The 17740-nt window shown below is 58.9% G+C and carries 17 protein-coding genes, 4 tRNA genes and 1 pseudogene; 7 read left to right on the plus strand and 15 right to left on the minus strand.

Features of this window, described 5'->3' with window-relative positions; translation table 11 throughout:
• Both QRN38_RS27185 and QRN38_RS27190 read right to left on the minus strand, forming a co-directional pair.
• Window positions 1–228, minus strand: a pseudogene (locus QRN38_RS27185) (hypothetical protein); the annotation flags it as partial.
• Between the two features lie 123 nt (window positions 229–351).
• The gene (locus QRN38_RS27190; protein WP_057419331.1) at window positions 352–1257 is read right to left on the minus strand and encodes a LysR family transcriptional regulator; all 906 of its coding nucleotides are present in this window, start codon (window positions 1255–1257) and stop codon (window positions 352–354) included.
• Between the two features lie 188 nt (window positions 1258–1445).
• Between QRN38_RS27190 and QRN38_RS27195 the strand changes: the two genes are divergently transcribed.
• Window positions 1446–2168, plus strand: coding sequence for a pirin family protein (locus tag QRN38_RS27195; protein ID WP_005766806.1), 723 nt, complete (start codon window positions 1446–1448; stop codon window positions 2166–2168).
• Between the two features lie 121 nt (window positions 2169–2289).
• On the opposite strand, the gene QRN38_RS27200 is transcribed toward QRN38_RS27195, so the two are convergent.
• A complete protein-coding gene (locus QRN38_RS27200) occupies window positions 2290–3021 on the minus strand; it encodes a hypothetical protein (RefSeq protein ID WP_057419330.1) in 732 nt (243 codons plus the stop codon).
• On the opposite strand from QRN38_RS27200, the gene QRN38_RS27205 reads away from it, so the two are divergent.
• Window positions 2983–3111, plus strand: coding sequence for a hypothetical protein (locus QRN38_RS27205; RefSeq protein ID WP_255302271.1), 129 nt, complete (start codon window positions 2983–2985; stop codon window positions 3109–3111). The two genes, QRN38_RS27200 and QRN38_RS27205, sit on opposite strands and share 39 nt — an antisense overlap.
• A 70-nt stretch (window positions 3112–3181) precedes the next feature.
• Here the strand turns inward: QRN38_RS27205 and QRN38_RS27210 are convergent, their stop codons facing one another.
• From QRN38_RS27210 to QRN38_RS27230, 5 genes are all read right to left on the minus strand, one after another.
• A complete protein-coding gene (locus QRN38_RS27210) occupies window positions 3182–3676 on the minus strand; it encodes a CesT family type III secretion system chaperone (protein ID WP_057419329.1) in 495 nt (164 codons plus the stop codon).
• Between the two features lie 243 nt (window positions 3677–3919).
• Window positions 3920–3995, minus strand: a tRNA-Gly gene (locus QRN38_RS27215).
• 2 nt (window positions 3996–3997) lie between these two features.
• Window positions 3998–4073: transfer RNA gene (locus QRN38_RS27220), tRNA-Glu, on the minus strand.
• A 99-nt stretch (window positions 4074–4172) separates the two neighbouring features.
• Window positions 4173–4248: transfer RNA gene (locus QRN38_RS27225), tRNA-Gly, on the minus strand.
• Between the two features lie 2 nt (window positions 4249–4250).
• Window positions 4251–4326, minus strand: a tRNA-Glu gene (locus QRN38_RS27230).
• A gap of 306 nt (window positions 4327–4632) precedes the next feature.
• On the opposite strand from QRN38_RS27230, the gene QRN38_RS27235 reads away from it, so the two are divergent.
• Entirely contained in the window at window positions 4633–5391 is a 759-nt protein-coding gene (locus QRN38_RS27235) for a hypothetical protein (protein ID WP_057418680.1), read from the plus strand.
• Between the two features lie 52 nt (window positions 5392–5443).
• On the opposite strand, the gene msrC is transcribed toward QRN38_RS27235, so the two are convergent.
• The gene (gene msrC / locus QRN38_RS27240) at window positions 5444–5926 is read right to left on the minus strand and encodes a free L-methionine (R)-S-oxide reductase MsrC (protein ID WP_005766803.1); all 483 of its coding nucleotides are present in this window, start codon (window positions 5924–5926) and stop codon (window positions 5444–5446) included.
• Window positions 5923–6813 carry an ATP-binding protein gene (locus tag QRN38_RS27245; RefSeq protein WP_007245108.1) on the minus strand — a complete coding sequence of 297 codons (891 nt, stop codon included), beginning with the start codon at window positions 6811–6813 and terminating at the stop codon, window positions 5923–5925. Before QRN38_RS27245 ends, msrC begins: the two co-directional genes overlap by 4 nt.
• An 80-nt stretch (window positions 6814–6893) precedes the next feature.
• Between QRN38_RS27245 and QRN38_RS27250 the strand changes: the two genes are divergently transcribed.
• Window positions 6894–9245 (plus strand): hybrid sensor histidine kinase/response regulator, encoded by a 2352-nt coding sequence (locus tag QRN38_RS27250; RefSeq protein WP_057418681.1) that lies wholly within the window; start codon window positions 6894–6896, stop codon window positions 9243–9245.
• 5 nt (window positions 9246–9250) lie between these two features.
• On the opposite strand, the gene QRN38_RS27255 is transcribed toward QRN38_RS27250, so the two are convergent.
• Both QRN38_RS27255 and msrB read right to left on the minus strand, forming a co-directional pair.
• Window positions 9251–9736 carry a glutathione peroxidase gene (locus QRN38_RS27255; protein ID WP_054069060.1) on the minus strand — a complete coding sequence of 162 codons (486 nt, stop codon included), beginning with the start codon at window positions 9734–9736 and terminating at the stop codon, window positions 9251–9253.
• A 144-nt stretch (window positions 9737–9880) separates the two neighbouring features.
• Entirely contained in the window at window positions 9881–10276 is a 396-nt protein-coding gene (gene msrB, locus QRN38_RS27260; RefSeq protein ID WP_057418682.1) for a peptide-methionine (R)-S-oxide reductase MsrB, read from the minus strand.
• Between the two features lie 190 nt (window positions 10277–10466).
• On the opposite strand from msrB, the gene QRN38_RS27265 reads away from it, so the two are divergent.
• A complete protein-coding gene (locus QRN38_RS27265) occupies window positions 10467–11678 on the plus strand; it encodes a pyridoxal phosphate-dependent aminotransferase (RefSeq protein WP_004657364.1) in 1212 nt (403 codons plus the stop codon).
• A gap of 268 nt (window positions 11679–11946) precedes the next feature.
• Window positions 11947–12834, plus strand: a complete 888-nt coding sequence (gene htpX, locus QRN38_RS27270) for a protease HtpX (protein WP_004397849.1) — start codon at window positions 11947–11949, stop codon at window positions 12832–12834.
• Window positions 12835–13118: 284 nt separating this feature from the next.
• On the opposite strand, the gene QRN38_RS27275 is transcribed toward htpX, so the two are convergent.
• The gene (locus QRN38_RS27275) at window positions 13119–13781 is read right to left on the minus strand and encodes a thiopurine S-methyltransferase (RefSeq protein ID WP_057419274.1); all 663 of its coding nucleotides are present in this window, start codon (window positions 13779–13781) and stop codon (window positions 13119–13121) included.
• A 102-nt stretch (window positions 13782–13883) separates the two neighbouring features.
• On the opposite strand from QRN38_RS27275, the gene QRN38_RS27280 reads away from it, so the two are divergent.
• Entirely contained in the window at window positions 13884–14651 is a 768-nt protein-coding gene (locus QRN38_RS27280) for a DODA-type extradiol aromatic ring-opening family dioxygenase (RefSeq protein WP_057419275.1), read from the plus strand.
• A gap of 86 nt (window positions 14652–14737) precedes the next feature.
• Here QRN38_RS27280 and QRN38_RS27285 read toward each other — a convergent pair whose 3' ends face one another.
• The gene (locus tag QRN38_RS27285; protein WP_003373273.1) at window positions 14738–16426 is read right to left on the minus strand and encodes a DEAD/DEAH box helicase; all 1689 of its coding nucleotides are present in this window, start codon (window positions 16424–16426) and stop codon (window positions 14738–14740) included.
• A gap of 455 nt (window positions 16427–16881) precedes the next feature.
• On the minus strand, window positions 16882–17643 hold the full coding sequence (locus QRN38_RS27290) for a spermidine synthase (protein WP_005766792.1): 762 nt from the start codon (window positions 17641–17643) through the stop codon (window positions 16882–16884).
• Window positions 17644–17740 lie beyond the last annotated feature (97 nt).

Below are 17740 nucleotides of genomic sequence, written 5' to 3' on the forward strand. Positions count from 1 at the left end.
CCGGAAAGTGTAGACACTCCGGGTTTCTCGGATCGGGCTGACCATCTCATTATCCTTGAGCACACCGGCGGCTTGCATCACGGTCTGCGCGCTGTAACTCTGATCACCGACGATCAGATTGGCAGCCTGCGTGTTCACCACAGCAAACAGCACCAAGGCCAGCCCTGTCAGCAGGCGTTTACCGCAACGGATAATGATCGTCGACACAGGTGTTTTCTCCAGAGGCATCAGGCAGATCAGATTGACCGCCAACGACCCTAACACCCGGACAAAAATTAGCTAAATTCATTTTTGTTCTAGCCTAAGATGCAAAATAATGATTTTGCGGGGCACCAGAATGATAGCTCGCGCCTACCGCAGATCATCTGGTTCGATCGTCGAGTCCAGGCGCTCACGCAGAAACTCGATAAACGCCTGCACCGGTCGCGAGGCTTGGCGATGCTGCGGATAAACGGCAGAGAGGGTCAACGGCTCGGGGCGCAGTTCATCCAGTACACGAACCAGACTGCCAGCGCGCAACGCATCGCCAACGATGAACGTCGGCAAATAGGTGATACCCAGCCCCGCCAGGGCGGCGTCCTTGAGCAGCTCGCCGTTGTTGGCCCGCATCCTGCCGCTGACGTTCAGGCTGACCGGCTTGCCAGTGCCCTGAAAACGCCACTGCACATGACGGCTGTGGCCATAGGGCAGGCACTCATGACTGTGCAGGTCTTCAGGCTGTTGCGGCGTGCCCCGCTCGGCCAGGTAGGTGGGGCTGGCGCAGTAGACCCGATCAATCGAGGCGATGCGCCGGGCGATCAGGCTGGAATCTTCCAGTACACCGATGCGCAGCACCAGATCGTAGCCTTCGCTGATCACATCCACCGGCCGATCGCTCAGGTCCACTTCCACCGCCACGTCACGGTAGCGCTGCAAAAACACCGGCAGCAGACACCCCAGATGCGCCACGGCAAACGACAACGGCGCACTCAGGCGTAACGTGCCGCGCGGCTCGCTGTTCTGCCCGGTGATGCCCTGCTCGACCTGTTCGACTTCGGCCAGCAGACGCAGGGCCGATTCGTAGTAGCTCTGGCCCAGCGGCGTGACATCCAGACGCCGCGTCGAGCGGTTGAGCAGGCGCACGCCGAGTCGCTCTTCCAGCTGCATCAGACGGCGGCTGACGAACTGCTTGGACAGACCCAGTTTGTCGGATGCCGCCGTGAAGCTGCCGGATTCCATGACCTGACAGAAAATACGCATGTCTTCAAAAGGGTTCATGTATCAAGGCCTTAATGAACGCTGAATGCTGTTCGACAGAGCGTAACGTGCCGCCCGGCACTGTCAACCACAGCGAGACAGTCATTCATCTTTCAGCTACTTATTGCGACAGTCGATAAACCGTAACCTTCGTTTCACTTGATCGATTGCTGAATGTGCAGCGTCGATAAACGGATGGAGAAAGAATCATGCTGACTCTTCGCAAAGCTTCCGATCGTGGCGCAGCTGATCATGGCTGGTTGAAATCCTTTCATACCTTTTCCTTTGCCAGCTACCGCAACGCGCAGGAACAGGGCTTTTCCGATCTGCTGGTCATTAATGACGACCGCGTAACCGCCGGTAAGGGTTTCGGCCAGCATCCGCACCGCGACATGGAGATCTTTTCCTACGTGCTGGAAGGTGCGCTGGAACACAAGGATACGCTAGGCACCGGCTCGGTGATTCGCCCTGGCGACGTGCAGTTGATGAGTGCCGGCAGCGGCGTGGCGCACAGTGAGTTCAACCACTCGCAAACCGAAGGTGTGCATTTCCTGCAAATCTGGATCGTACCCAACGTTGCAGGCGCAACGCCGAACTACCAGCAGGAACATTTCAGCGCTGAGCAGAAACGCGGTCGCCTGCAACTGATTATCTCGCCTGAAGGCGAGGACGGTTCGCTGAAGGTTCGTCAGGACGCCCGCGTGTACGCCGGCCTGTTCGAGGGTGATGAAACCGCAACGCTGGAACTGGCAGCCAACCGCTACGCTTACGTGCACGTCGCCCGTGGCAGCGTGGTACTCAATGGCGAGCAACTGGGCGAAGGAGACGGCGTGCGCGTGCGCAGCGAACAGTTGATCAGCCTGAAAGACGGGGTGGACGCAGAAGTGCTGGTGTTTGACATGCGCCCTAATGAAACGCCGCAGATGCCTTGATGCATATAGATTGTCTTCACGCGCCTGTAGAACTGCCAGTTGCTCGCCGCCCTGAACGGGCAGCGAGCGATTGGCATTATTGTTCCGGATACATGACGAGTTGACTGCCTCCAGACCTCACTCAGGCATAATTTTTTACGATAGCGTCCCGGGCATCCAGGTAGCTTTCAAGGTAAGAAGACGGAAGGCTGTTAAAAGCCGACTCCCTCCCGGATGGATCACGATAGACCGTGTGCAGGTTTTGCGTTCCGGCAACCTGATCGAACATGACTGCCTTGTTTTCTCGAATTACCGAACGAGCGAACCAAGGGCCGCTGGAGCTTGAACCCGTCTTTGCTCTTATTGCAGCATCCACCTCTTCTCTGGCAGCGGGCTTGAGGGCAAATGCAGCTTTGAGCTTGCCCGACCGTACAGGAGCGCCTTCCAGCGCGGTTGCAGTGACTAAGGGCGTCGCAGTAACACTTCTCTCACCGTACGTATGAACTTTTTTCAAACCCTGCCAAGGATCCACTACTACCGCATGATCGCCAGTGTTGCGGTCTCGCCAGTCACCGACAATCACAAGGCTGTGCGCGTACGACTCTAACACTTTCAACACTGGCGTGTTGCGCTGAGTGCGCTGGAGTTCGGCAAATACCGTATTCGCGTACTCACCGCAATTACCGCCACCGGTCTCCTTGATGCCCTTGATCTGCTGGTCCTGGCTTGCGTGCTCGTCAACACGAGTGCGGCACATTTCCTTACGGATCCAGCTTCGTCCACCACTCATCCACACATTGGCTTCCTGATTCCCCGGACCGTCCGGAAAGGTTTCATGAGCGGTCTTCAACAAGATATTGTGCGCCACAACCATCCTATCGAAGGTGGCGGTAGATACCTGTATTACCTGACCATTGCGCCTTCCCTCAGGCAGTGCTTCAAGGCGTGGGTCATGGGCATCTGACAATGACCCATAGTTATTGGTCGAGCTAGTACCTGAGGGTCCTGCGAAGCAACGAAACATTTTCAGCACCTCATAACTTGATGGATGGATGCGGCCCAAGTGATGCGGGGGGTCTCGCAAATGGCACAGAACGCTTGCCGGGCGAAGATTTCAGCCACTCGCCCAACGCTTGAGCATGCTCGATGACGCTATCGACCAGCCTGAATATCCCGGCTGAATCCAATTCCGACAAAGGTTGGCGCGTAGAAAGCAGCACTTCCCTTGTTTCCAGAGCAACGCCAACGCTCAGCACCGGATGCTCAAGGCCGAAAAGATTTGCCGACAACAAAGCCATATAGGTCTCATCGCCAATTTCTTCCGAGAGTCGTCCTGCCTTACAGGCAATATTCAAATAACCCCTCGGATTGCCCATAAGATAGATGTCCAGGTTTTCAATGGACAAAATAAAAACGTCCCGACCTTGGGTATCTGTCAGGGAGACGTTGATTTGATATTTTTTCAGCAGATCGGTAATAGCTCTCTGAAATACAGGATCCATAACCGTGGCAGAGTCTCGGCTAACCATAATGCAACCTCACTATAACCCCTCTTATTTGGGGCGCTACATCGGGCTATCCCTAGACAGGGTCAGCACACAGTTTCATGACGCTCAGCCTGGTGAGTGGCATTGGCAAAAAATGAGTTCCATGAAAGACATAGGTAATAGGAGCGCTGGGTGTGGCCGCCAGGAAGCTGGCATTTGAGCGGGGGGAGCTCAAAAAAAGCACAAACAAAAACGCCGCTCTGTTGAGCGGCGTTTTTGTGAATATGGAGCGGGAAACGAGACTCGAACTCGCGACCCCGACCTTGGCAAGGTCGTGCTCTACCAACTGAGCTATTCCCGCAATGGCGTCCCCTAGGGGACTCGAACCCCTGTTACCGCCGTGAAAGGGCGGTGTCCTAGGCCACTAGACGAAGGGGACACAGCCTGAAACACATGGTGTGTATTTCAGTTCCAGACGCCATCCGAAGATGTGTACTGGTTTCACTCAACCTTGCCCGTGAGCAAGATTGCTTAAAAATGGAGCGGGAAACGAGACTCGAACTCGCGACCCCGACCTTGGCAAGGTCGTGCTCTACCAACTGAGCTATTCCCGCAATGGCGTCCCCTAGGGGACTCGAACCCCTGTTACCGCCGTGAAAGGGCGGTGTCCTAGGCCACTAGACGAAGGGGACACACGTACAACATTCACTACTTATTTGCGCTACGCTGTGTGCTTTACGCTGTAAGTGGCGCGCATTCTATGGATGCTTTGAGGGGTCGTCAACCCCAATCTGAAAATTTATTGAAATCAATAACTTCGATGCCGTTCAGGAGGCTGACCGATGGTCGCCATTTGCCTCGCGACGGCTCAACGGCCTCATCTATATAGAAGAGATGCCGACATAGTCCAATAAGGACATCTATGCGCAGTTGTGCTTAGCCACTACACTCGCACTAAAATTATTTGAACAAATGAGGTTTGCACAGTGACCCCACTCATGATCACGCTGATGGTAGTAGCAGGTATCGCACTGCTCATCGCGATCGGCTACCTGAATCACGTCGCTGAAAACGGCAAACTGGAAAAGGCGCGCACCAAGGTAGAACTCAGTGATCGACTGCGTCGCTGCGGTGAGATCACTGAAGTATTCCCCGGCCAGTTGATGTCGCCAGCCTTGAAGCTGCTGCTCACGCGCCTGGAACTGAATGTGGTGCAGCGCATGCTGAACCTGGACAAGGGCAACGCCCAGCTCAAGCACCGCATTGGCGAACTGGAAGAACAGATCGGCAAGGGCGAACGCATTGATGTGCCGAACCCGGTGACGCCAATTCAGACCGAAGCCAAGGCCAAGGACGTGCGCTTTCTACTCGAAGCCCTGCATGGTCAGGTAACGCGCGCTGCCCACGACGGCTTTTTGCAGACCAGCGAAGCCAAGCACTGGATCCGCGAAATTCGCACCATTCTGGTCACGCTGCACATCGAGTTCTTCAATAACCTCGGCCAGACAGCGCTCACCCAGGACCAGCCTGGTCAGGCCCGTCTGGCCTTTGAACGCGGCGTGCAGTACCTGCGCAACCAGCCGGACCCGGTCACTTATCAACAGCAGCTTCTGGCGATGGAGAAACAACTGGCGCGCGCCAACTCGATGGTGCTGACCAACACGGCGCCGACCGAAGACGACGACAACGCGCTGACCGAAGGCCTCAAGGCTGACGATTCCGAATCGGAATGGAAAAAGAAAGTCATCTACGATTGATGACTGCCCCGCCGCTGCTCAGGCTAACGCCGGCAGCGGCAGGTCGACAGGCTCAGCAGTCGGTCGCGGCCAGAAAGATAGCTGCCAGACGCTCGACCCCCGCCTGATCCACCTCGCTGAAACGCCCCACACTCGGACTGTCCAGGTCCAGCACACCGATCAGACGCTCGCCCTTGACCAACGGCACCACCAGCTCGCTGTTCGATGCGCTGTCGCAGGCGATATGCCCCGCAAACTCGTGCACGTCTTGAACACGCTGGGTTTGCCGACTCTGCGCCGCCGCCCCGCAAACGCCTCGACCGAAAGGAATACGCACGCAGGCAATCTGCCCCTGAAACGGCCCAAGCACCAGTTCTTCGTCACGATTGAGATAAAAACCTGCCCAGTTCAGGTCGTCGATCTGGGTGTAGAGAAACGCCGAAAACTGCGCGGCGTTGGCAATGAAGTCACGCTCGTCGGCCAATAGCGACTCAAGCTGGGCGGCCAGCAAGGCGTAGCCATCAAGGCCGGCACCGGTATTTTGCAAATCAATCATCTTTGTTGCTCCAGCAATTGTAGGCCTACCCAGTAACGTGAAAATTGATAGGCACAGCGCCCATTGCGATTGCCGCGGGCAGTGGCCCAGCGGATCGCGGCTTTTTCCAGTGCCTCGTCGCGCTGCCACTGCAAGCCGGCCTTGTGCGCCAGTTGCGTGATCCAGTGTTCGACCACGTTCAGGTAATGTTCCTGAGTGAACGGATAGAACGACAACCACAAACCGAACCGGTCAGACAAGGCGATCTTGTCTTCCACCGCCTCGCTGGGGTGCAGTTCGCCGTCTACGTGCTTCCAGTCGGCATTGTCACTTTCCTTCTCGGGCACCAGATGGCGGCGATTGGACGTGGCGTACAGCAGCACGTTGTCCGGTGCCTGCTCCAGCGAACCGTCGAGCACGCTTTTCAGCACGCGATAATCACCCTCGCCCGATTCGAACGACAGATCATCACAGAACAGCACGAAACGCTGCGGCAGTTTTTGCAATTGCTCGACCAAGCGCGGCAAATCGCCCAGGTGATCGCGCTCGATCTCGATCAGACGCAGGCCAACGGGGGCGTATTCGGTGAGCAGTGCGCGGATCAAGGACGACTTGCCGGTGCCGCGCGAGCCCCACAGCAACGCATGGTTGGCGGGCAGGCCATCAATGAACTGGCGCGTGTTGCGCCCCAACTGGTCACGCTGCAGGTCGACGCCGATCAGGTCGGTCAGCCGCGTCTCCAGGCTGACCTCCAGCGGCATCAGATAGCCGCTACGGCCTTCACGCACCCAGCGAGCCGCCAGCGCCTGTGACCAATCGACCGGCTCACGCAGCGCTGGCAGCAACGGTTCGAGCCGAGCCAGTACGGCATCGGCACGCTGCAAAAAAGCATCCAACCGAGAATCCACGGGATCTCCTCATATTTAACTGATTAATCACCAGTGCCGATCAGCTATGCTTGGCGCAGCAGAAGTGGCAGTAGGTACTCATGGATATATCGCTCAAAAACAGGCTTTCGTTCAAGCAGGCACGCCTTGCCGTACTGATCGGCTTTGCGCTTGGCACCCTGTTGAGCGTGGCGCAGATTGCGATCGATTATGCCAGCGAAGACGCCTCCATCAATCGCGAAATCGGATCACTGCTGGAAATCATCCAGAACCCGGCCTCGCGTATCGCCTACAACATCGACGCCGAACTCGCCCAGGAGCTCACCCTTGGGCTGTTGCACTCCCCTGCCGTGGTCAGTGCCAGGCTGACCGACAACAACGACACGGTGCTCGCCAGCGTCGAACGAGCGACTGCGACCGGGCGTTACCGGGTGCTCAGTGACTGGCTGTTCGGCGAAAGCCGGCAGTTTCAGGAGAAGCTGCACCTTGACCACCTGCCAGACGAAACCATCGGCACACTGTACCTGACCGTGGACACCTTCGCGTTCGGCAGCCACTTTCTGCAACGCGCCGAGATCACCCTGCTCAATGGCTTTGTCCGCAGTCTGGCGCTGGCTGGCATTCTGACCATTCTGTTCTACGCAACCCTGACCAAGCCGCTGGTGAGGGTCATCCGCGACTTGAGCAGCCGCGACCCACGCACTGTCGATCAGGCGAAAATCACCTGCCCGCCGTATCACGAGAAGGACGAAATCGGCGTTCTGGTCGCCACGTTCAACCGCCAGTTCGAAACCATGAGCAGCGAATTTTCCAGGCGCCGCGCCGCCGAGGATCGGCTGACCGACCATCTCAACGAGCTGGAAAACATTGTTTCGGCGCGTACCAACGAGCTCAAGTCCAGCAACATGCGCCTGCGCGAGTCCAACGAAGAATTGCAGATCGCGCGCAGCACGGCACTGGACATGGCGAATGCACGCTCGGCGTTTCTGGCGCACATGAGTCATGAAATCCGCACGCCACTCAACGGTTTGCTGGGCATGCTGGCGCTGTCGCTTGACAGCCCGCTCGGGGCCGAGCAACGCCAGCAACTGATGATCGCCCACGACTCGGGCAAGGTGCTGGTCGAACTGCTCAACGATATTCTCGACATGTCCAAGTTCGACGCCGGTCATCTGGAGATCGAGCGCATTCCGTTCGACCTTGGGGGGCTGATCGAGGACACGGCCAATCTGCTCTCGCAGAATGCCGCGCCCAGCGTGGAACTGACCTGCCTGATTGCGCCGGATTTTCCGGCGATGGTCACCGGCGACCCGACCCGGGTCCGGCAGATCGTCAGCAACCTGCTGTCCAACGCGCTCAAATTCACGCGTTTCGGGCGTGTCGATGTGCGCCTGACCCACAATCAGGATGCGGCCAGCGGGGAACATCGCGTACGCATCGAGGTGCGCGACACCGGTATCGGCATCGCGCAGGATGCCCAGGCAAAAATATTCCAGCCGTTCACCCAGGCCGAAACCGCAATCACCCGCCAGTACGGCGGCACCGGGCTGGGCCTGGCGCTGACCAACAACCTTTGCGAGGCCATGCACGGCACATTGAGCATCCAGTCGCAATCGGGTTTCGGCAGCCAGTTCTGCGCTGAACTGCCATTACCGGTGCACGTGCCTGCGGTTGCGCAGAACCCGCTCAGAGGCCGGGTAACTGTGGTCAGCTCGGCCGGCAGCGGTCTTGTGGAATTGCTCGGCAGCCTGCTGCCCTTCTGGGGAGTGGACCTCAAGCGGCGCAGTATCGACGACAGCCCGGACGATCTGGACCTCGACAATGCTCCAGATCTGGTCATCACCGACTGCCCCGAGTGCCTGTTCGCGATTCGCCCGACCACGCCGGTGCCGATTTTGCTGGTCACGGCTTACGGCAATTTCATGCCGGGCGAACAGGTTGCAGCCCTTGCGCCATTGCAACAGCAGGCCCGGCCCTTGGCCCGCAACGCGCTGTACCACGCACTGCGACGCGTCCTGAACCAGGAAGACACCGGCAAGCGGGACACGCTGGCGCTCGATCAGCCGACCCGGCGTGTGGCCCGCGTCCTGCTCGTGGAAGACAACCCGGTCAATCAACTGGTGGCCAAAGGCATACTGAGCAAGCTCGGCTGCGAAGTGATCATCAGCAGTCACGGTGGGGAGGCGCTGGAACAGCTGGAGCACGGCCATTTCGACCTGGTGTTGATGGACTGCAACATGCCGGTCATGGACGGCTACCAGGCCACCCGCCAGATCCGCAGCAGCGGCCGCTGGCCCAATCTGCCGATCGTTGCGCTGACCGCCAACGCCATGCCCGACGAGCGTGAACGCTGCAAGGCGGCCGGCATGAACGACTACCTGGCCAAGCCGTTCCGACGCGCTGAACTGGCCGGTATTCTGGATCAATGGATCCCCGTCACTGACGACCGCTGACAGGCTTAACGCAGCAGCGCTTCAATGTCATCCGTCAGTTCTTCAGGCTTGGTCAATGGCGCAAAACGCTTGACCAGCTTGCCGTCCTGACCAATCAGGAACTTGGTGAAATTCCACTTGATGCGCTCGGTGCCCAGCAGCCCCGGCGCCTGCTCCTTGAGCTGAACGAACAAGGGATGGGCCTGATCACCGTTGACATCGACTTTCTTGAACAGCGGGAAGCTGACGCCGTAGTTCAGTTCGCAAAAACCGGAAATAGCGCCCTCGTCTCCCGGCTCCTGCTTGCCGAACTGGTTGCACGGAAAGCCGAGCACCACCAACCCCTGATCCTTGTAGTCCTGCCAGAGTTTTTCCAGCCCTTTGTATTGGGGCGTAAAACCGCATTTGCTGGCCGTATTGACCACCAGGACCGCCTTGCCAGCGAAATCGGCGAGGGTTTTCTGTTCTCCCTTGATCGTCGTGACCGGGATGTTCAGCAGGTTTTCGCTCATCAAAAGAAGCCTCGGGGCGGTTGGGGCGATTTGGAGATCAGGACATGCGCACTGACGTTAGCGTGCAATTGCGCAGACCGCACGCCAATTGCGGTCATTGATGCAGGCCGATAAGGCCCGCAGCCGCTGTATGCCGCTGCCTTGCTAGTCGCGTGGCACCAGTTCCAGGCATACCGAATTGATGCAATAACGCAGCCCGGTGGGTGGCGGACCATCGGGAAACACGTGCCCCAGGTGGGCGTCGCATCGGGCGCAGACCACTTCGGTGCGAATCATTCCGTGGCTGACATCACGCACTTCGACCACCGCACTGCCTTCCAGCGGGGCGTAGAAGCTCGGCCAGCCGCAGCCCGAATCGAACTTGGTGGTGGAGTCGAACAGCGCCTCGTTGCAACAGATGCAATGGTAGACGCCCGCTGTTTTCGTATCGTTGTACTTGCCGGAAAACGGTCGCTCGGTGCCTTTGAGGCGGCAAACGCTGTACTGCGCCGGGTCGAGCATTTCTTTCCACTCTTCGAGCGTTTTCTGCAACTTGTCCACAGGTACACCTCCGAATTCGAAAAAGCCCGATCTGTACCTTTTCCACAGATCAGGTGGCACGTATGATTGCGCCAGGTCAGGCATCAGTCTGGCACCCGCGTTTGTCGCATACAAACCCATTTTCATGGCGAACGTGCTGCGACCTTCATTGCAAGCCGGCAACAGCTCGTCCATTTTCGGGATCATCACCATGCAGTTCAACAAATCGAACAAGCTCGCAAACGTCTGCTACGACATTCGCGGGCCAGTGCTCAAGCACGCCAAACGCCTGGAAGAGGAAGGCCATCGCATCCTCAAGCTGAATATCGGCAACCCGGCACCGTTTGGTTTCGAGGCGCCGGACGAAATCCTGCAGGACGTGATCCGCAACCTGCCGACCGCTCAGGGCTACAGCGACTCCAAGGGCCTGTTCAGCGCCCGCAAGGCGGTCATGCAGTACTACCAGCAGAAGCAGGTCGAAGGTGTCGGCATCGAAGACATCTACCTGGGCAACGGCGTTTCCGAGCTGATCGTGATGTCGATGCAGGCGCTGCTAAATAACGGCGACGAAGTGCTGGTTCCGGCACCCGATTACCCATTGTGGACCGCCGCAGTTGCGCTGTCCGGTGGCAGCCCGGTGCATTATCTGTGCGACGAGCAGGCCAACTGGTGGCCTGACCTTGAAGACATCAAGGCCAAGATCACGCCTAACACCAAGGCCATGGTCATCATCAACCCGAACAACCCCACCGGTGCGGTGTATTCCCGCGAAGTGCTGCTGGGCATGCTGGAGCTGGCCCGTCAGCACAACCTGGTGGTGTTCTCCGACGAAATATACGACAAAATCCTGTATGACGACGCCGTGCATATCTGCACCGCCTCGCTGGCGCCGGACCTGCTGTGCCTGACCTTCAACGGCTTGTCGAAATCGTACCGCGTTGCGGGCTTCCGCTCGGGCTGGATCGCCATTTCCGGGCCGAAACACAACGCGCAGAGCTACATCGAAGGCATCGACATTCTGGCCAACATGCGCCTGTGCGCCAACGTGCCTAGCCAGCACGCCATCCAGACCGCGCTGGGCGGCTACCAGAGCATCAATGACCTGATCCTGCCACCAGGTCGCCTGCTGGAGCAGCGCAACCGCACCTGGGAGTTGCTCAACGACATTCCCGGCGTGAGCTGCGTCAAGCCGATGGGCGCGCTGTATGCGTTCCCGCGCATCGACCCGAAGGTCTGCCCGATCTTCAACGACGAGAAGTTTGTGCTCGACCTGCTGCTCTCGGAAAAACTGCTGGTGGTTCAGGGCACTGCGTTCAACTGGCCTTATCCTGACCACTTCCGCGTGGTGACCCTGCCTCGGGTCGACGAGCTGGAGCAGGCCATTGGCCGCATCGGCAACTTCCTCAAGGGTTATCGTCAGTAACGGTTACCTCTTTGCCTCGCTGCGCCTGACTGCCCCGACCTGTTCGGGGCAGTTTATTTGCACGCTCTCAAAACAGCGCTCTCGACCCGCGACAGACCCTTCAGGCATCGACTGCTCTGGCTCAGGCGCCGTTCAGCTTTGCGCGATTACCATGGGTTTCGAGCAGAGGACACAGTTTGAAATAGTCCCTGTGTTGAATAGCGACGGTCATCACCTTATATACCCGGCATCGAGTTACATATTTATACCTGAGGAGAACGTTTCGACCATGATGCGCATTTTGCTGTTTTTGGCCACTAACCTTGCGGTCGTGCTGATTGCCAGCATCACCCTGAGCCTTTTTGGCTTCAATGGGTTCATGGCGGCCAACGGGGTTGATCTGAACCTCAATCAGCTGCTGGTCTTCTGCGCTGTGTTCGGTTTCGCCGGCTCGCTGTTCTCGCTGTTCATCTCCAAGTGGATGGCGAAAATGAGCACCGGTACTCAGATCATCACCCAGCCACGTACTCGCCATGAGCAATGGTTACTGCAGACCGTTGAACAACTGTCCCGCGATGCGGGCATCAAGATGCCGGAAGTCGGTATTTTTCCGGCGTATGAAGCCAATGCGTTCGCCACCGGCTGGAACAAGAACGACGCACTGGTTGCCGTCAGCCAGGGCCTGCTCGAGCGGTTCTCGCCAGATGAGGTAAAGGCTGTACTGGCGCACGAAATCGGCCATGTTGCCAACGGCGACATGGTCACGCTGGCGCTGGTGCAGGGTGTGGTGAACACCTTTGTGATGTTCTTCGCCCGTATCATCGGCAATTTTGTCGACAAAGTGATCTTCAAGACCGAGAACGGTCAGGGTATCGCCTACTACATCACGACGATCTTTGCCGAGCTGGTCCTGGGCTTTCTGGCCAGTGCGATTGTCATGTGGTTCTCGCGCAAACGCGAATTCCGCGCTGACGATGCCGGTGCACGACTGGCCGGCACGGACGCGATGATCGGTGCGCTGCAACGCTTGCGCTCGGAACAGGGCGTACCGGTGAACATGCCTGATAGCCTGACGGCGTTCGGTATCAACGCCGGCCTCAAGAAAGGCCTCGCCGGCCTGTTCATGAGCCACCCACCGCTGGAACAACGCATCGAGGCACTGCGCCGCCGCGGTTGATTCACGGCGCGCAACGTAATGGATTTATCGGTTCCGTGATGTCAGCTGGATATGTTTTCGACTCAAGGCACCTTTTCGCCTCTCGGCGCCCTACTTTGAGGGACCAAAGCAGGCAAAGTCCCAGCTCCGTTTCCGGCACGACTTCGTCGGGTTCCTTCGCCCTGACACTGATCCGGGGGCCGCAGCAACGGGCCATCTTTCACCTATCGTTCCCACGCTCCAGCGTGGTAACGCCGCTCTGGACGCTCTGCGTCCGATCTTGAGTGCATGGCGCCGGGCAGAATTCAGCGTAATTTCCGCGCCAGCACATAAACCTGCTCATCAAGGCGCTCTACCCCGGCCTTCAAGGCTTTGGGACTGCTGTGCAGCGCATCGTGCTCACCGACCTTCGTGATATTCCAGTTCCCGGACACGAACGCCTGGAGCCACGTATGCGGCACGGAGAACGGCGGGCCTTCGAGCCGGCTCTGATCGTAATCCAGGGTTATCAATAAACCGCTGCACTCTCGGGGCATCAGCGCTTCAAGCTGCTGCACATAGCGCTCACGCAAGTCGGCTGGCAGGGCGATCAAGGCGGCGCGGTCGTAAAAGGCTGTGCAGCGGCCAATGTCTTGCGATGTGAGGACGAAGAAATCCCCGCACCATATTTCGATACCCGGCGCGGCATAGACACTGAAGTCGCCCTGCCGAGTGATTTGCGGTTGCACGCCATGCTCGCTGAAATAACTTTCGAGCGCCGTCTCGGACAGCTCTGCGCCCACCACGTGGCAGCCCTGCCCGATCAACCAGCTCATGTCCTGGCTTTTGCCGCACAACGGCACCAGCACTCGAGCCTCCGGCGCAAGCCCCAGTCGGGGCCAATACTGTTGCAGATCCTGATTGACCTGCGCCTGATGAAAGCCGATCTGTCCCGCGCGCCAACGCTGCTGCCAAAAATCCGCGTGCATCAACCCTCCTGAAAATCCGATCAAAAAGCGTTAGAACTTATATTGGAATTAGATCATGAAGATGACCGACTATGGGTCATTGCCACTGTTCTGGAGCCCTCCATGTTTCCCAGCCTGTTTATTTCCCACGGCTCGCCCACGCTCGCGCTGGAGCCCGGCGAAAGCGGGCCGGCGCTGGCACAACTGGCAGCCAGCCTGCCCAGGCCTCTCGCCATCGTGATGGTATCCGCCCATTGGGAAAGCCACGAGCTTATCGTCAACGGCAACCCACAGCCCGAGACCTGGCATGACTTCGGCGGTTTTGCAGCGGAGTTGTTTGCGATGCAATACCCCGCACCCGGGCTGCCGGAGCTGACCCGGACGATAGTCGAACTGCTCGCAGCCAATGGCCTGCCTGCCCGCATCGATAGCAGACGCCCCTTCGACCACGGTGTCTGGGTGCCGCTGTCGCTGATGTACCCACAGGCTGACATACCGGTGGTGCAAGTTTCACTACCCAGTCGCCAAGGCCCGGCGTTGCAGACACAGGTGGGCCGGGCACTGGCCGGCTTGCGCGAACAGGGTGTGCTGGTGATCGGCTCGGGCAGCATCACGCATAACCTTTACGATCTGGACTGGAGCGCCGCGCCTGACAGGGTCGAGCCCTGGGCCGCGGAGTTTCGCGACTGGATAATCGACAAGCTGCAAAGCAATGATGAAGCCGCCCTGCACCACTACCGCACGCTGGCGCCTCACGCGGTGCGAGCACACCCCAGTGACGAACACCTGCTGCCGCTTTATTTCGCACGCGGCGCAGGCGGCGCGTTCAGCATCGCTTATCAGGGCTTTACCATGGGCGCACTGGGCATGGACATCTATCGGTTCGACTGACACCCCAGCCGCCAGCCTGAATTCAACGCAAAAAAATCCCCGAACCAGTCGGGGATTTTTTATTGGCCGATCAGCTCAAGGGCAGATCAGTCTTCGCGATAGCGACGCAGCTTGAGCTGCTTGCCCGCAACACGGGTGTCCTTGAGTTTGGTCAGCAGACGCTCAAGGCCATCTTCCGGCAGCTCGACCAGGCTGAAGCTGTCACGGACCTGGATACGGCCGATCGCTTCGCGGGCCAGGCCGCCTTCGTTAAGGATTGCACCCAGCAGGTTCTTGGCAGCGATACCGTCACGCGCACCCAGCGCGGTACGGCAACGAGCACGACCTTCGGCCAATGGAACCGGCGCACGACGCTCACGCTCAGGACGATCGCCACGGTCACCACGATCGCTGCTACCGCTACGCTCTGGACGATCACCGCGAGGGGCGTTGTTCGGAACCAGCGGACGGTCACGCTCGATGGCTGCAAGGGTCAGAGCCTGACCGTTGGTAGCCTTGCGCAGCAGTGCAGCAGCGAGGGCACGCGGGCTGCAACCGATGTCGGCAGTCAGACGATCCAGCAGATCGCCATGAGTCGATTCGGCATCAGCAACCAGCGGCGCCAGGCTGTTGGTCAGTTTCTTGATGCGGGCATCCAGAACGGCCTGGGCATCCGGCAGGCGGACTTCCGCAACCTTCTGACCGGTCACACGCTCGATCACTTGCAGCATGCGACGCTCGCGAGGAGTGACCAGCAGCAACGCACGGCCTTCGCGACCTGCACGGCCGGTACGGCCGATACGGTGAACGTAGGACTCTGGATCGTAAGGCATGTCCACGTTGAAAACGTGGGTGATACGCGGAACGTCAAGACCACGGGCAGCAACGTCGGTCGCCACAACGATGTCCAGACGGCCATCCTTGAGGGATTCGATAACGCGCTCGCGCTGGTTCTGGGCGATGTCGCCGTTCAGTGCAGCGGCCTTGTAGCCTTTGGCTTCAAGGGCGCTTGCCAGGTCCAGGGTCGCCTGCTTGGTGCGGACGAACATGATCAGGGCGTCGAAATCTTCAACTTCCAGCAGGCTCAATACAGCCGAGGTTTTCTGGTCAGCGTGAACCAGCAGGTGAGCCTGCTCGATCGCGGTAACGGTCTGAGTCTTGGTCTGGATTTTCACGTGCTTCGGATCGCGCAGATGGCGTTCGGCGATGGCACGGATCGACTGTGGCAGAGTGGCCGAGAACAGCACGGTCTGACGGGTTTCAGGCATGGCCTTGAAGATGACTTCGAGGTCGTCCATGAAGCCCAGCTTGAGCATTTCGTCCGCTTCGTCGAGAACAAGGTGGTTCACGGTCGCCAGGACTTTCTCGTCACGACGCAGGTGGTCGCAGAGACGGCCCGGTGTGGCGACAACGATCTGTGCGCCGTTGCGGATGGCCTTGAGCTGAGGGCCCATCGGCGCGCCGCCGTAGACTGCAACGACAGTCACGCCCGGCATTTGTTTGGCGTAGGTCTCGAACGCGGTGGCAACCTGAAGGGCCAGCTCGCGGGTCGGGGCCAGAATCAGTGCTTGCGGCTCACGCTTGGTCGGATCGATGCGATGCAGGATAGGCAGTGCGAACGCGGCGGTTTTACCCGTACCGGTCTGCGCCTGACCAATCATGTCGTGACCGGCAAGAATGATCGGGATCGATTGCTGCTGAATGGCCGAAGGCTCTTCGTAGCCAGTGGCGACGACAGCTGCAACGATATTTGGATGAAGTTCGAGAGCGGCGAAGCCGCCGATTTCCTGGGTCATGGGTCTGCCTCTAGTGCATCCGCAAAGACCCATGCTTCAAAGCTGCGCGTGCCGTGTACGACCTTGAGGTCACCCTGGCTGCTTTGTCGGCGGGGATTTGCGAAAACGTTTGATGAATGGATCGTCCAGGCTAGTCCGCTAGGCGAACAAGCGACCGAAGCTGGCTTCGGGGAACTGCAATACCTCGACGAGGGCCGTGTTAAGGCCGGCGCGCACTATACCGGAAATACGCACCTTGGTGAGTCTTTTTTTACGAAAAATTGCGCCATTCTCGCGCAGGGACAGCCCATGAACCCGGCCGCAACGTTAGCCGATCAAGGCGCGGGCCCGAGATTACGGGCATTGGCGCTTAAACGTTTAATCTGTTTTTGCGGATAACCGGTATCCCGACCTGCGGGGTGTGGCGAATTGTCCCACCCCCCAATGCGCAAGTTTCGACACTGCGGCCGGGCCACTCAGGTTGCCGAACGTACAGCCTTGATCAACGATTGCAGCGAGTAACCCAGATCAGGCGCAAGGGCCTCGGCACGCCGATACAGCGCATCGATATCCAGCGTCTGGTCCAGGTCAGCCGGCACGATGAGGATGACGTTGCCCTCCTTCACCGGCAGCTCCCAATAATGACGGTGGTAAAGGCCGCGCAGCAGCGCCGCGCCCAGTGGCTTGCCATCGTCAGAGGCCCACTGGTTGATGATCAGCCAGCCGCCGGGACTGAGCCGCTGCTGGCAACCCTGCAGGAAATTCCAGGCCAGATGCCCGACGCCCGGCCCGACATCGGTGTACAGGTCGACGAAGATCAGGTCGGCAGGCTCGGCGCTGCTCAACAACTCCAGCGCATCGCCAATCCTTATGTACAGGCGCGGATCGTCGTCGAGCCCCATGAACTCCATGGCCAGACGCGGCACGTCCGGGCGCAGTTCGATGACTTCGACGTCCTCCAGCGGCAGAAACTTCATGCACGCCTGGGTCAGGGTTCCGGCCCCCAGCCCCAGAAACAGCGCGCTTTCCGGCGCCTCATGGCACAACGCGCCAATCAGCATCGCGCGGGTGTAATCGTATTCCAGCCAGCTGGGATCAGCCGTAAAGGTACAGCTCTGCTCGATGGCATCACCGAACTCGAGGAAGCGGTAATCGTCCACTTCCAGCACGCGGATCATGCCGAAGTCATCGTGGACCTCGGCCAGAATTCGTTCTACGCGCTCACGCTCTTCCGTCATCACCGTTCCTGGTCATAGCTGCGCCGGGCGCAAAACGTGAATTGTCGGGCAAGCGCGCCGCTTTGTCACACTTTGCGGGCGGCATCAACGCTCCGGT

Origin of the sequence: Pseudomonas sp. CFBP2511, from assembly GCF_030209255.1 — a bacterium.
GTDB lineage: Bacteria > Pseudomonadota > Gammaproteobacteria > Pseudomonadales > Pseudomonadaceae > Aquipseudomonas > Aquipseudomonas avellanae.

Coding starts and splice junctions, on each gene's coding strand:
- QRN38_RS27265 (WP_004657364.1), top strand. CDS start 10,467: ATGCAGTTCAACAAATCGAACAAGCTCGCAAACGTCTGCTACGACATT.
- QRN38_RS27280 (WP_057419275.1), top strand. CDS start 13,884: ATGTTTCCCAGCCTGTTTATTTCCCACGGCTCGCCCACGCTCGCGCTG.
- QRN38_RS27235 (WP_057418680.1), top strand. CDS start 4,633: ATGATCACGCTGATGGTAGTAGCAGGTATCGCACTGCTCATCGCGATC.
- QRN38_RS27255 (WP_054069060.1), bottom strand. CDS start 9,736: ATGAGCGAAAACCTGCTGAACATCCCGGTCACGACGATCAAGGGAGAA.
- QRN38_RS27290 (WP_005766792.1), bottom strand. CDS start 17,643: ATGACGGAAGAGCGTGAGCGCGTAGAACGAATTCTGGCCGAGGTCCAC.
- QRN38_RS27190 (WP_057419331.1), bottom strand. CDS start 1,257: ATGAACCCTTTTGAAGACATGCGTATTTTCTGTCAGGTCATGGAATCC.
- QRN38_RS27205 (WP_255302271.1), top strand. CDS start 2,983: ATGAGCGGTCTTCAACAAGATATTGTGCGCCACAACCATCCTATCGAA.
- msrC (WP_005766803.1), bottom strand. CDS start 5,926: ATGATTGATTTGCAAAATACCGGTGCCGGCCTTGATGGCTACGCCTTG.
- QRN38_RS27200 (WP_057419330.1), bottom strand. CDS start 3,021: ATGGTTGTGGCGCACAATATCTTGTTGAAGACCGCTCATGAAACCTTT.
- QRN38_RS27250 (WP_057418681.1), top strand. CDS start 6,894: ATGGATATATCGCTCAAAAACAGGCTTTCGTTCAAGCAGGCACGCCTT.
- QRN38_RS27210 (WP_057419329.1), bottom strand. CDS start 3,676: ATGGTTAGCCGAGACTCTGCCACGGTTATGGATCCTGTATTTCAGAGA.
- QRN38_RS27275 (WP_057419274.1), bottom strand. CDS start 13,781: ATGCACGCGGATTTTTGGCAGCAGCGTTGGCGCGCGGGACAGATCGGC.
- QRN38_RS27285 (WP_003373273.1), bottom strand. CDS start 16,426: ATGACCCAGGAAATCGGCGGCTTCGCCGCTCTCGAACTTCATCCAAAT.
- QRN38_RS27195 (WP_005766806.1), top strand. CDS start 1,446: ATGCTGACTCTTCGCAAAGCTTCCGATCGTGGCGCAGCTGATCATGGC.
- htpX (WP_004397849.1), top strand. CDS start 11,947: ATGATGCGCATTTTGCTGTTTTTGGCCACTAACCTTGCGGTCGTGCTG.